General features: G+C 63.0%; 13 protein-coding genes. 7 read left to right on the forward strand and 6 right to left on the reverse strand.

Translation table 11 applies throughout. The features are described from left to right. Positions 1–41: 41 nt before the first annotated feature. Positions 42–1,481, reverse strand: coding sequence for an FAD-linked oxidase C-terminal domain-containing protein (locus AC2FNJ_RS06955; protein ID WP_496763485.1), 1,440 nt, complete (start codon positions 1,479–1,481; stop codon positions 42–44). Positions 1,482–1,608: 127 nt separating this feature from the next. On the opposite strand from AC2FNJ_RS06955, the gene AC2FNJ_RS06960 reads away from it, so the two are divergent. Further along, a complete protein-coding gene (locus tag AC2FNJ_RS06960; protein WP_496763486.1) occupies positions 1,609–1,956 on the forward strand; it encodes a hypothetical protein in 348 nt (115 codons plus the stop codon). Between the two features lie 9 nt (positions 1,957–1,965). On the opposite strand, the gene AC2FNJ_RS06965 is transcribed toward AC2FNJ_RS06960, so the two are convergent. From AC2FNJ_RS06965 to AC2FNJ_RS06980, 4 genes are all read right to left on the reverse strand, one after another. Further along, positions 1,966–2,451, reverse strand: coding sequence for a flavodoxin family protein (locus AC2FNJ_RS06965; protein ID WP_496763488.1), 486 nt, complete (start codon positions 2,449–2,451; stop codon positions 1,966–1,968). A gap of 11 nt (positions 2,452–2,462) precedes the next feature. Next, on the reverse strand, positions 2,463–2,933 hold the full coding sequence (gene rlmH / locus AC2FNJ_RS06970) for a 23S rRNA (pseudouridine(1915)-N(3))-methyltransferase RlmH (RefSeq protein ID WP_496763490.1): 471 nt from the start codon (positions 2,931–2,933) through the stop codon (positions 2,463–2,465). Between the two features lie 44 nt (positions 2,934–2,977). After that, the gene (gene rsfS / locus AC2FNJ_RS06975) at positions 2,978–3,340 is read right to left on the reverse strand and encodes a ribosome silencing factor (protein ID WP_496763504.1); all 363 of its coding nucleotides are present in this window, start codon (positions 3,338–3,340) and stop codon (positions 2,978–2,980) included. 152 nt (positions 3,341–3,492) lie between these two features. Beyond that, positions 3,493–4,842 (reverse strand): mechanosensitive ion channel family protein, encoded by a 1,350-nt coding sequence (locus AC2FNJ_RS06980; RefSeq protein ID WP_496763491.1) that lies wholly within the window; start codon positions 4,840–4,842, stop codon positions 3,493–3,495. A gap of 260 nt (positions 4,843–5,102) precedes the next feature. Between AC2FNJ_RS06980 and leuC the strand changes: the two genes are divergently transcribed. The 5 genes from leuC to AC2FNJ_RS07005 all read left to right on the forward strand — a co-directional run bounded on the left by leuC (position 5,103) and on the right by AC2FNJ_RS07005 (position 9,954). After that, entirely contained in the window at positions 5,103–6,506 is a 1,404-nt protein-coding gene (gene leuC, locus AC2FNJ_RS06985; RefSeq protein ID WP_496763493.1) for a 3-isopropylmalate dehydratase large subunit, read from the forward strand. A gap of 38 nt (positions 6,507–6,544) precedes the next feature. Then, positions 6,545–7,096: an HdeD family acid-resistance protein gene (locus AC2FNJ_RS06990; RefSeq protein ID WP_496763495.1), complete on the forward strand. Its 552-nt coding sequence runs from the start codon at positions 6,545–6,547 to the stop codon at positions 7,094–7,096. A gap of 43 nt (positions 7,097–7,139) precedes the next feature. Beyond that, entirely contained in the window at positions 7,140–7,745 is a 606-nt protein-coding gene (leuD, locus tag AC2FNJ_RS06995) for a 3-isopropylmalate dehydratase small subunit (protein ID WP_496763496.1), read from the forward strand. Positions 7,746–8,056: 311 nt separating this feature from the next. Next, positions 8,057–8,890 (forward strand): hypothetical protein, encoded by an 834-nt coding sequence (locus tag AC2FNJ_RS07000; protein WP_496763497.1) that lies wholly within the window; start codon positions 8,057–8,059, stop codon positions 8,888–8,890. Continuing rightward, a complete protein-coding gene (locus AC2FNJ_RS07005) occupies positions 8,887–9,954 on the forward strand; it encodes an endonuclease/exonuclease/phosphatase family protein (protein ID WP_496763498.1) in 1,068 nt (355 codons plus the stop codon). The genes AC2FNJ_RS07000 and AC2FNJ_RS07005 overlap by 4 nt, the downstream gene beginning before the upstream one ends. Here the strand turns inward: AC2FNJ_RS07005 and AC2FNJ_RS07010 are convergent. Continuing rightward, positions 9,904–10,812 (reverse strand): Rossmann-fold NAD(P)-binding domain-containing protein, encoded by a 909-nt coding sequence (locus tag AC2FNJ_RS07010; RefSeq protein ID WP_496763500.1) that lies wholly within the window; start codon positions 10,810–10,812, stop codon positions 9,904–9,906. The two genes, AC2FNJ_RS07005 and AC2FNJ_RS07010, sit on opposite strands and share 51 nt — an antisense overlap. An 86-nt stretch (positions 10,813–10,898) precedes the next feature. Between AC2FNJ_RS07010 and AC2FNJ_RS07015 the strand changes: the two genes are divergently transcribed. After that, positions 10,899–11,795, forward strand: a complete 897-nt coding sequence (locus tag AC2FNJ_RS07015; RefSeq protein WP_496763501.1) for a LysR family transcriptional regulator — start codon at positions 10,899–10,901, stop codon at positions 11,793–11,795. Positions 11,796–11,904: the final 109 nt, after the last annotated feature.

The raw sequence follows: 11,904 nt of genomic DNA on the forward strand, positions 1-11,904 counted from the left end.
GGGTGAATTGGCCCGGCACGGGCCAAAAGGCGCAGCGCCCCTCATTCCGCAGCCATTCGACGGGCTGCCGAGCTTTGCAGCGGGAATACCTTGGCCGGGTTCAACAGCCAGGCCGGGTCAAACACGTCCTTCACCGCCATCTGCGCTTCCAGATCCGCCGCGTCGTATTGGTGCAGCATCAGATCGCGCTTCTCGATCCCGACCCCGTGTTCGCCGGTAAGGCAGCCGCCCGCATCGACGCAAAGTTTCAGGATTTCGGCCCCGAACGCCTCGCATTTTTCCAGATCGCCGGGCTTGTTGGCGTCGAACAGGATCAGCGGATGCATGTTGCCGTCGCCGGCGTGAAACACGTTGCCCACGGGCAGGCCGTAGTCCTGGCTCATCTCGCCGATCCGGCGCAGCACCATCGGCAGCGACGAAACCGGGATGGTGCCGTCGAGGCACATATAGTCGTTGATCTGCCCCATGGCGCCAAAGGCCGATTTCCGCCCCAGCCAGATCTTTGCGCTTTCCTCGGCCGACTGGCTTTCGCGCAGTTCCACCGGATTGTGGCGTTTTGCGATTTCGATGATTTTCGCCAACTGGCTGTCGATCTCGGCCTCCGAACCTTCGACCTCGACGATCAGAAGCGCCTCGCAATCCGGGTATCCGGCATGGGCAAAGCTCTCGCAGGCCCGGATGCAAAGGCGGTCCATGAATTCAATGGCGACCGGCAGGATGCCGGACTTGATGATGTCCGAGACACATGCGCCCGCAACCGCGTTGTCGTCAAAGCCCATCAGGACCGGGCGCGCACCCTCGGGCTTGCGCAGAATGCGCAACGTCGCCTCGGTCACCACGCCCAGTTGCCCTTCCGATCCGCAGACGACACCCAACAGATCCAGTCCCGCGGCGTCCAGATGCGCGCCGCCGATTTCGACCACGGTCCCGTCCATCAGCGCCATGGTCACGCCCAAAAGGTTGTTGGTCGTCACCCCGTATTTCAGGCAATGCGCCCCGCCGGAATTCATCGCGATGTTGCCGGCAATGGCGCAGGCCAGCTGCGAGGACGGGTCGGGCGCGTAGAAAAACTCCTCTTCCTCGACCGCGCCGGTCACACTCAGATTCGTGCGCCCCGCCTGCACCCGGACAAACCGGTTGTCATAGTCGATTTCCAAAACCTCGTTCATGCGGGCGATGCCCAGGATCACGCAATCGGCCGTCGGCAGGGCGCCACCGGCCAATGACGTTCCCGCCCCGCGTGGCACGACCGGCACACCCTCGTCGTGGCAAATCCGGAGCACATCCGAAACCTCCTGCGTCGAAGACGGCAGAACCACGATCAATGGCGGGCACTTGTAGGCGGTGAGCGCATCGCACTCGTAGGCGCGGGTTTCCGCCTCGTCATGGATCACCGCATCCTGGGGCAGCACCTGCAACAGTCGGTCGCGCAACTTCGCCTTGCGGGCAAGGACCGCAGCATCGGGTCTCGGCATTTCCATGGCGGGCTCCTCCGTTTGGTAAAGTAATATTACCAATTTTGCCTTCTGGCAAGTTGAACCGGTAAGTCTTACTGTCGCAGCCGTGAAGGGGATCGACCGTCCTGCGGTTCATCCGTATCATCGCGGCATGAGACTTCTGATCCTCACCGCCTTTCTGGCCGCACCGGCCTTCGCGGACCCGCCGGTGATCGAAGGCGCCACCGCCCAGCGCAGCGGGGACACGTGGCGGTTCGATGTCACGATTTCGCATCCGGATACCGGCTGGGATCACTATGCCGACGGTTGGCGCGTATTGGACATGGATGGAAACGAGCTTGGCCTGCGGGTTCTTCATCACCCGCACGAGCAGGAACAGCCGTTCACCCGGTCGCTGAGCGGGGTGCAGATTCCCGAAGGCGTGACCAAGGTGCAAATCCAATCCCGATGCAACGTGGACGGTTGGAGCACCGACACCTACACCCTTTTGCTCGACTGAGGCCCGGTCTCAGAACATCCCCATGCTCAGGCCCGCGGCCATGGCCATGCCCAGATCGCGGCATGTTCCGAGTTGAGCATCGGGAATGATCTTGGGCGCCAGGATCTGTTCCGGTGTCTGGGCATGAGTGCAGACGATGAGGGGGGGCTGAACCTCCTTCAATCGCCATCCCGTTGCAATCCGCGCGATCTGCCGGGCGGCGTTCTCACCGTCCGACCCGGCACAGACCATCTGCGCGTATGGCCGCCCTTCGATCCGCCCCAAAACCGGATAGTAGCAGCGGTCGAAGAACTCTTTCATCACGCCGGAAATCGCCGCCAGGTTTTCGGGTGCGCAAAAGATGTACCCGTCCGCCTGCAACAGATCGTCGTGACCGGCCCGCTCCGCGGGCAACAGCAGCGTCGGCGTTTCGCCACGCGCGCCTTGGGCGGCCGCTTCGGCCATCTGCCGGCTGCCCCCGGTCCTCGAATGATAGACGATCAAAAGCTGCGCCATCCCTGCCCTGTTCACGACCGATGATACGGGCCACCGGCGAGGATCGTCGCCGCCCGATAAAGCTGTTCGGCCAGCATCACCCGCGCCAGCATGTGCGGCCAGACCATGGCGCCGAAGGAAATCGAGAACTCCGCCCGGGACCGCAACGCGGGGTCGATCCCGTCCGCCCCGCCGAGGATGAACGCCAGATTCTGGCGACCCGCATCGCGCCATCCGGCAAGGCGCTCGGCGAATTCCGGAGAGGAGAGCACCTTGCCCCGCTCGTCCAGCGCGCAGACCAACGCGCCTTTTGGCAAGGCCCGGCGCAACAACTCGGCCTCGGCGCCCATGCCTGCGTTCTTCTTGTCTTCGACTTCGACAACCCGCGCCGGACCCAGCCCGAGCGCGCGCCCCTGCCGTTCGAACCGCATCAGATAGTCGTCAATCAGGGTTTTCTCCGGTCCGGCCCGCAACCGGCCGACCGCGCAGATGTCAATGCGCATTCAACTCCCGCTTCCGGCCCGTAATCGCAGGCCGGGATGGCGCCTCAGTTGGCCGAGGCGCTGCTGCCCTGCGGCAGCCACATCTTTTCCAGTTGATAGAACTCGCGCACTTCGGGGCGGAAGACATGGACGATCACGTCGCCCGTGTCGATCAGAACCCAGTCGCCGGCATCCTTGCCTTCGACTTTCGAGGTGAACCCGAATTCCTGCTTGATGCGATCCGTCAGCTTTTCCGACATGGCCGAGACCTGACGTGTCGAACGCCCGGACGCGATCACCATGTAATCCGCAACCGAGGATTTGCCGCGCAGGTCGATCTGCACGATGTCTTCGGCCTTGTCATCGGAAAGTGAGGAAAGGATGCGCTCAAGCAGCTTTTCGCTGGTAAGCTGGGTTTGGGCCATTATCGAGGCCCCATTATCGGCGGGAAATTCCGCCTGAGAATGAAGAGACAGAACATTGTCCTCCTTTGCTGAACGCCGACCACCTCCGGCGCCGAGGTATCTCCAAATTAACAACCCGATCGTGACATTTCAATGAAATGCGGCGTCACGCCCCTTCACTCCTTGGCAATCTGTTGCGCATCCGACTCTGCGTGCCCGCCGCCCAGCAACCGGACTTCGCGCTGCGGGAAGGGGATCGAAATGCCTTCGGCCTGAAAGGCATCCCACAGCGCCAGAAAGACGTTGCCGCGGATGTTGGTCAGGCCCGCGGTCGGATCGCTGATCCAGAACCGCAGGATGTAATCGACGCTGCTGTCTCCGAAACCCGTGATGTGGCACACCGGATCGTGCCCCGGGCCGCTCAGCACCCGTTTGACCGATTTCACGGCGCCGATGGCGACCGCACGCACCTTGTGCGGGTCGTCGCCGTAACTGGTACCGAAATGCAGGTCGAGCCGCACGAAGCGATCGGAATGCGACCAGTTCACCACCTGGTTGGTGATGAGATCCTCGTTCGGGATGAGGTATTCGCGCCCATCGCGCGTCACCACCGAGACATAGCGCGCACCCAGAGAGTTGATCCAGCCAAACGTGTCGCCCAGCGAGATCACGTCGCCGGGTTTGATCGACCGGTCCATCAGGATGATGATTCCGGAAATCAGGTTCGACACCACCTTTTGCAGGCCGAAACCAATCCCGACCCCCACGGCGCCCGAAAGCAGGGCAATGCCGGTCAGATCGAAACCGAGCGTCCGGATCGCGATGAGAAAGACGATCCCGTACAGCGAGACCTGGATCGCCTTGGCCAGCAGCACCTGCATCGACGGCGTGATGTCATCATTGCCTTCCAAAGCCCGCGAAGCGGCCTGGGTGCCCAGCCGCGCCAGGATCAGAAGGACACCGATCAGCAGGGCCGCCTTGAGAATGCCGAGAACCGAAATATGCAGATCGCCGATCGAAACCGCGACATTGTCCAGAAAGCCGGCCACGTCGTCGGTCAGGTTCAGGGCCAGCAGCGTGGCATAGATCCACATCGACCACTTGAAGATCTGCCGGAACGTGCGGTTGCGCACCAGCCGCGACAGCAGAGCGATCACCAGCCATGCCGTCGCCAGGGTCGCGAAGATACCGATGATGTAACTGCGCGATGGCCATGTCGCCTGCTGCATCACCAGATACACGATCCACGTGAACAGAGCGAAATAGACCAGCGTCAGCCTGCGCATGACCTGCACGAGCACCCGCAAGCGCCATTTCGGCCAGCCCTCCCGGCCGCGCGCCCATGCCTCCCAACGGTTTCGGGTAAGGAATTTCAGAACCAGCGCGAGGGCCAGCAGCAACAGTAGGATCAGCAACTGGTACTGTCGCCAGCCGGGCGTCAGGAACAGGTCAAAGATCCTCTGCCCCTGCGCCGCGAATGTCTCGATCAGATCCGTGAACGTGGACGGCAACTGGTCTGGATCCATCCATGCACCTCCTGACACCAGCATGGAGCGCGCCAAGGCCGCAACGCAAGGCCGCCGTCGCGGCCAAGATCAAACTTGATTGCCTCTGTTGCCCGTTATATCTGATGCGCATGAGATACCACCCCGCCCCGACACCGAACCTGCAGGACCGCGCCCGGCTGCGCGAGCGGTTCTTCGGGGCTGCCCGGACGGTACTGGCCCGCCCATAGGCGGCGTCCAGCCACCTGTTGCCAGCCATTCTCACATACGGGAGAGGACCGATGTCCCCCAAGACACTCTATGACAAGATCTGGGATGCCCATGTCGTGCACGAAGCCGACGATGGCACCTGCCTGCTTTATATCGACCGCCACCTGGTGCACGAAGTGACCAGTCCGCAGGCTTTCGAAGGGCTGCGCATGGCAGGCCGCAAGGTGCGGGCCCCGGAAAAGACCATCGCCGTGCCCGACCACAACGTGCCCACCACCCCCGACCGCGTGAACGGGATCGAAAACCCGGAATCCCGCCTGCAGGTCGAGGCTTTGGACAAGAACGCCAAGGAATTCGGTATTCACTACTACCCGGTGAACGATATCCGCCAGGGCATCGTGCACATCGTCGGCCCCGAACAGGGCTGGACCCTGCCGGGCATGACCGTGGTCTGCGGCGACAGCCACACCGCCACCCACGGCGCGTTCGGCGCGCTGGCGCATGGCATCGGCACGTCCGAGGTCGAGCACGTTCTGGCCACGCAGACGCTGATCCAGAAGAAGTCCAGGAACATGAAGGTCGAGATCACCGGCAAGCTGCAGCCGGGCGTGACCGCCAAGGACATCACCCTGGCCGTGATCGGCGAGACCGGTACCGCCGGCGGGACCGGCTATGTGATCGAGTATTGCGGTGAGGCCATCCGTTCGCTCAGCATGGAAGGCCGCATGACCGTCTGCAACATGGCCATCGAGGGTGGCGCGCGTGCCGGCCTGATCGCACCGGACGAAACCACCTTCGAATATGTCAAGGGCCGCCCGCACGCCCCCAAAGGCGCCCAGTGGGAAGCCGCGCTGAACTGGTGGAAGACGCTCTATTCCGACGACGATGCCCATTGGGACAAGGTCGTGACGATCCGCGGCGAGGACATTGCGCCGGTCGTGACCTGGGGCACCAGCCCCGAGGATGTCCTGCCGATCACCGCCACCGTCCCGCACCCGGAGGATTTCGAAGGCGGCAAGGTCGATGCGGCGCGCCGGTCGCTTGAATACATGGGTCTAAAGCCCGGAACGCCGCTCCGCGAGATCGAAATCGACACAGTGTTCATCGGATCCTGCACGAACGGCCGGATCGAAGACCTGCGCGCAGCAGCCGAAATCCTCAAAGGCAAAAAGATCAAGGACGGGCTGCGGGCCATGGTCGTGCCCGGCTCGGGCCTTGTCCGCGCCCAGGCCGAAGAGGAAGGGATTGCCGAGATCTTCAAGGAGGCCGGGTTCGAGTGGCGTCTGGCCGGGTGTTCGATGTGTCTTGCGATGAACCCGGATCAGCTGCAGCCCGGCGAACGTTGCGCCGCCACGTCGAACCGCAACTTCGAAGGCCGCCAGGGCCGAGGCGGGCGCACCCACCTGCTGAGCCCGGCCATGGCTGCCGCTGCGGCAATCACGGGAAAGCTGACAGATGTCAGGGAGTTGATGTAAGCTACCCTCATAGTTGAACTTTTGAGGGAGAGACTGAAATGAGCAACTGGGTTAAATGGCTCCTGTTGGGGCTTTTATCGATCGTGTTCGGCATCATCGTGCTGGGCAACACGTTCATCGCCTCGATCGCGGTCGTGACCGTGACCGGCGCGCTGCTGTTGGTCGCGGGCGGCTTTCAGCTTTTCGGCGCCTTCACCGTCGAAGGCACCGGAAACAAGATTCTGTCCTTTGTCATGGGCGCGGTCATGCTGTTTCTCGGCTGGTCTTTTCTGGCGCACCCGCTGCAAGGTGTGATCTCGCTGTCGATGTTGGTCATCATCCTGTTCCTGGCCGGCGGCATCGCCCGCATCATCCTGTCGTTCCAGATGCGGGGAACGCAGTTTTTCTGGCCGACTCTGCTGTCGGGCATCCTGTCGATGGTTCTGGCGCTGATCATCTGGAACTACGCCACCGCGGAGCCCGCCTGGTTGCTGAATCTGCTCGGGATCCTTCTGGGCATCGAAATGCTTTTCAACGGGTTCGGCCTGATCTTCATGGCGCTCTTCGTCAAGGGTGCCGAAAACGGAACGACGGAAACGAAAGAAGCCTGAATCGCGGGGCACGGGGCCGGCCCTCTCCCGCAGGAGTGTGAACATGGAAAAGTTTGAAAAAGTCCACGGGGTGGCCGCCCCGATGCCTCTGATCAACATCGACACCGACATGATCATCCCCAAGGTCCACCTGAAGACCATCAAGCGGTCGGGCCTTGGCGTCGTGTTGTTCGATGAGATGCGGTATCACGAGGACGGGCGCGAGAACGAAGACTTCGTTCTGAACAAACCCGCCTATCGCAATGCCGAGATTCTGGTGGCGGGCGACAATTTCGGTTGCGGCTCGTCGCGCGAACACGCCCCTTGGGCGATCAAGGATTTCGGCATCAAGGTGGTGATCTCGACCAGCTTTGCCGACATCTTCTACAACAACTGCTTCAAGAACGGCATCCTGCCGATCGTGGTCGAGGACGAGCATCACGCCATCCTCATGGAAGACGCGCACAAGGGTGAGAATGCCCGTATGACGGTGCACCTCGAGGATCAGCAGATCATCACGTCGGACGGCGTCGTGATCGAGTTCGACATCGACCCGCACCGCAAGCACTGCTTGCTGAACGGTCTGGACGACATCGGGCTGACCCTGGAAAAGGATCACCACATCGACCGATTCGAATCGCACGCGACTCAGGCGCGCCCCTGGGTCTGACGTTGACGCGGGGTAAGTACGCAAGGGCCGCCACGCGCGGCCCTTGTCGATTGCGCCAAAAAAACGCTCAACCACAAAATGTAGTAATCATTGTGGAATACACGCCGAATTTGCGCCATCAATGATGCAAAGCGGCACCAGTGTTGCCATGTTTTTGCCCGAAATCAGGTGTTTGTTATCCGGGTGTCTTGAGCGGGATGTCTATTGTCGGCACAAATATGCCTACATGGGGCATCCGTAAAAATGCGGGCACAAGTTGGAACAAAGGCACGGCAATGAACCGGCCTGTCCAGTTTGAAGGGATTCGGATAGTGTTTGCACGCACAACAGGGGCGGTGATGAGAGGCTTGCTTGTGGCACTGATGGTGCTCACGCCGGCCCTGTATCTGCCCGGTTCAGTTTCGAATGCGACCGAGATCGTGGTGTTTCTCGCGATCCTCGCCTTCGTTCTGACCTTTGCCGAATACAACTCCGATTTTCCCAGCTTCATCGAATTCCGCGACGCCCCGCCGCTGAACCGTCTGCGGTTCGTCGGGCTGATGTCGATGGTCACCTTCCTGACGCTGGTCTGCAAGCATGTCTACACGCCGACGGGCCTGACCACGCTGTTCGCCGGCGTCGGAATGGTCATCGCGAAGTTCGTCGATTTTCCCTATTCGCCGGTGCGGCTCGTGGTGCTGATGCTGCCGCCGGATGCCAGCACCGGGCTGGTCAATCTGGTGCGGATGTCGGCCGGCATCGCCTATATCGCCGCCCTGGTGACGGTTGCCAGCTTTGCCTATGCGGTACGTGTGCGGGGCTGGCCCCTGGGCAACGGCGCTTTCAACGTCTGGGTCAACCTGCCGCTGTTCGACCCGACCACCGGCGGCGATGTCGTCACCCGCCTACAGCGCGACGGGCGGATCAATGTCACGCTGGGCGTTCTCCTGCCCTTCCTGATCCCCGCGGTCATCAAGCTGGCGTCGGATGTGTTTGACCCGATCTCGCTCAGCAATCCGCAAACGCTGATCTGGACGATGAGCGCCTGGGCCTTCCTGCCCGCCAGCATGATCATGCGGGGCATGGCCATGATGCGTATCGCCAACCTGATCGAGGAAAAGCGCCGCCGCGCCTACGCAACCTCCGAGGCTGCCCAGACTGCATGATCCTCAGGCTCCTGCTGCTTCTGTTGCCCGTTGTGGCGCAGGCAGAACCGCTGCGCATCGCCACCTTCAACACCGAACTTGGCCGCGACGGTCCCGGCCTGCTGCTGCGCGACATACGGCGTGGCGACCGGCAGGTCTTGGATGTCGTTGCGGTCATCGCGGCGGTGTCCCCCGACGTGATCGCGCTGCAGGGCATCGACTGGGATCATGACGGCCTGGCCCTGCGTGCTCTGGCGGATCGGCTGGCCGAGGCCGGATGCGCGTATCCGCACCGCTTCGCGCGCCGCCCCAACCGTGGGTTCGCCTCCGGCCGCGATCTGGACGGAGATGGGCGGGTTGACGGCCCTGGTGACGCCCATGGCTGGGGGGAGTTCACCGGCCAGGGCGGCATGGCGGTTCTGTCCCGCCACCCCATCGCCATGGATGAAGTCCGGGACTTTTCGGATCTCCTCTGGCGGGATCTGCCCGGCGCGCAGATGCCGGTGAAGGACGGCCTTCCGTTCCCCTCCGACGACGCGCACCTGCATCAACGGCTCTCCACCACCGCGCATTGGATCCTGCCGATCGATGCTCCATGGGGCAGGTTTCACCTGATGACCTTCCACGCGACCCCCCCGGTCTTCGACGGACCCGAGGATCGGAACGGATTGCGCAACCGCGACGAAATCCGGTTCTGGCAGATCTACATGGACGGCGCCCTCGATGGACCGCCCCCTACCCGCCGTTTTGTTCTGGCGGGCGACGCGAATCTGGACCCTTGGGACAGCGACGGAAGAACCGAAGCGATCCGCGCCCTTCTGGCGGACGCGCGCCTGCAGGATCCGGCGCCGCGCAGCACCGGAGCTGCGCTGGCCGGAGATCAGGGGCATCGCTCACCCGACGCGCACGACACGGTGGACTGGCCCCGCGTCGGCCGTTTCCGGGTGGACTACGTTCTGCCCTCCGCCGACTGGCATGTCAGCGACGCCGGTGTGTATTGGCCGGCACCGGGCGAGGACGGCCATGAAGCAGCATCACGCGCCAGCCGTCATCGCCTGGTCTGGGTGGACATCGTTCCGCAATAGCGCGGCCGGAATGGCGGATCGCAACGCAGTCTTCAAATCCGTCTGGGCGAATCTGCCGACCAGGGACTCGAAAAAGGCCCCGTCCAGACAATGCGGCGTATCCCAAAGGTACCGCATCTCGATCAGATGCCGCGCTGCCGGCCAGAACGGCCGCGCCAGATGCACTTGCCACCAAGGCATGGGGCGGATGGAAATGCGACGGCCCATCAGGTCCGACAGGCAGTCGGCGATCTGCCGACCGCTCACGGTATGACCTGCGAAAGGAACATCCGCGTAACGGGGCAGGTCGCCCCGCAACTCGGCCAGCGCCACGGCGGCCCGCGCCAGGTCCGGCAGATAGGCCCAGGCATGCGGGATGTCGGGATCGCCCGGATACACGAACTTGCCCCGGTCCAGCGACTTGATCATGACCTTGTCGAACCAGTTGCCCGAAGCCTGCGTATCGATGAAGTCGCCCGCGCGCAGGATGATCGTCCGCACCGTCGAAGCTCTGTACGCCTCCTCCATCTCCGCCCGAATTCGGCCCAGCGGAGTGCGCGCCTGATGGGGGGTCGCCCCGGACCAGGGCAAAGGGGCGTCGGGCGCGAAGACATAGACATTGCCCGGCACGAGCACCGCCGCGCCGCTCGCCTGCGCCGCTTCGATGACCTTCCGGTGCAGGCGCGGCACCTGCTCGGCCCAATCCGGATAGGGCGGGTTCCATGCGTTCACGATCACATCCGCGCCTTGCGCCGCGACCATCAACGTGTCCGCGTTCCGGTCGAACTGCCGCACGGTCCAGCCGGCTTGCCCAAAAGCCAGCGCGGCATGTCTTCCAAAACGTCCCGACGCGCCAAGAATGAGAACTGTCTGGGTCATGCGAATTCTCCTGACTTTCCCAAAGTCTATTCATTCGGCACTGTTTGGGAATAGTCAGAAACTGCAGATTGTGTATTCAATATTGAATGGACAAGTCGCCACACTCTTCCGACTGGACACTGGTCCAGACCTTTCTGGCCGTCGCCGAAACGGGCTCGCTGTCCGCCGCGGCACGGAAACTGAACAGCAGCCAACCCACGGTGGGGCGCCAGATCCAGACGCTGGAACAATCCCTCGGCGTATCGCTGTTCGACCGGCATGCCCGCGGCCTGAGCCTCAGCGCGACGGGGGCGCGGTTGGTCCCGATGGCCGAGCGGATGCGCGAAGCGATGCAGGGCATCGCCCTGGTCGCCGCCGGCCAGTCCACGGAACTCAAGGGAACAGTGCGCATCACCGCCTCGGTCTTTGCTTCCCACCATACGCTGCCGCCGATCCTCGCTCGAATCCGCAGGGCCGAGCCCGAAATACAACTGGAACTGGTTCCCACCGACACGACCGAAAACCTGCTGTTTCGCGAAGCCGACATCGCCGTGCGCATGTACCCGCCCCGCCAGATGGACATCGTGGCCCGGCACGTCATGGATGTCGAACTGGCGGCTTTCGCCGCCAAGTCCTATCTCGACCGCGCGGGGCGGCCCACACAGGTCGCCGATCTGATGAAACACGATCTCGTCGGGCTGGACGCGAACGAGACCATCATCTCGACGATGCGCGACATGGGCTGGCCCGCGACGCGCGAATTGTTCCCGGTGCGCTGCGACAACCAGAGCGCCTATTGGGAACTGGTGCGCGCCGGGTGCGGCATCGGGTTCTCTCAACGCTCGGTCGGGCGCGCGGATCCCCTGGTCGAGGAACTGGCGTTTGACTTGCCCATCCCGCCCCTGCAGGTCTGGCTGGCGGCCCCGCAGGCCATGCGGCAGACGCCCCGAATTAGGAGGGTCTGGGACTTGCTGGTCGAGGGGCTGCTGGCCAGCCGCAGCTAGGCGGCGACGGGGCCGGTGAACGTACCACGCGGCGGATACTGCCGATCGAGCGCGAACTTGATGCCACCCCTGATATCCGCGACGGAGGGGCGGGCAAACGGGGTCGATT

The organism is Ruegeria sp. BHSB196 (assembly GCF_059613135.1).

What these genes read in the sequence shown, in the direction of transcription:
- AC2FNJ_RS06955 (WP_496763485.1), bottom strand. Translation starts at nt 1,481, where the DNA reads ATGGAAATGCCGAGACCCGATGCTGCGGTCCTTGCCCGCAAGGCGAAG.
- AC2FNJ_RS06960 (WP_496763486.1), top strand. Translation starts at nt 1,609, where the DNA reads ATGAGACTTCTGATCCTCACCGCCTTTCTGGCCGCACCGGCCTTCGCG.
- AC2FNJ_RS06965 (WP_496763488.1), bottom strand. Translation starts at nt 2,451, where the DNA reads ATGGCGCAGCTTTTGATCGTCTATCATTCGAGGACCGGGGGCAGCCGG.
- rlmH (WP_496763490.1), bottom strand. Translation starts at nt 2,933, where the DNA reads ATGCGCATTGACATCTGCGCGGTCGGCCGGTTGCGGGCCGGACCGGAG.
- AC2FNJ_RS06980 (WP_496763491.1), bottom strand. Translation starts at nt 4,842, where the DNA reads ATGGATCCAGACCAGTTGCCGTCCACGTTCACGGATCTGATCGAGACA.
- leuC (WP_496763493.1), top strand. Translation starts at nt 5,103, where the DNA reads ATGTCCCCCAAGACACTCTATGACAAGATCTGGGATGCCCATGTCGTG.
- AC2FNJ_RS06990 (WP_496763495.1), top strand. Translation starts at nt 6,545, where the DNA reads ATGAGCAACTGGGTTAAATGGCTCCTGTTGGGGCTTTTATCGATCGTG.
- leuD (WP_496763496.1), top strand. Translation starts at nt 7,140, where the DNA reads ATGGAAAAGTTTGAAAAAGTCCACGGGGTGGCCGCCCCGATGCCTCTG.
- AC2FNJ_RS07005 (WP_496763498.1), top strand. Translation starts at nt 8,887, where the DNA reads ATGATCCTCAGGCTCCTGCTGCTTCTGTTGCCCGTTGTGGCGCAGGCA.
- AC2FNJ_RS07010 (WP_496763500.1), bottom strand. Translation starts at nt 10,812, where the DNA reads ATGACCCAGACAGTTCTCATTCTTGGCGCGTCGGGACGTTTTGGAAGA.
- AC2FNJ_RS07015 (WP_496763501.1), top strand. Translation starts at nt 10,899, where the DNA reads ATGGACAAGTCGCCACACTCTTCCGACTGGACACTGGTCCAGACCTTT.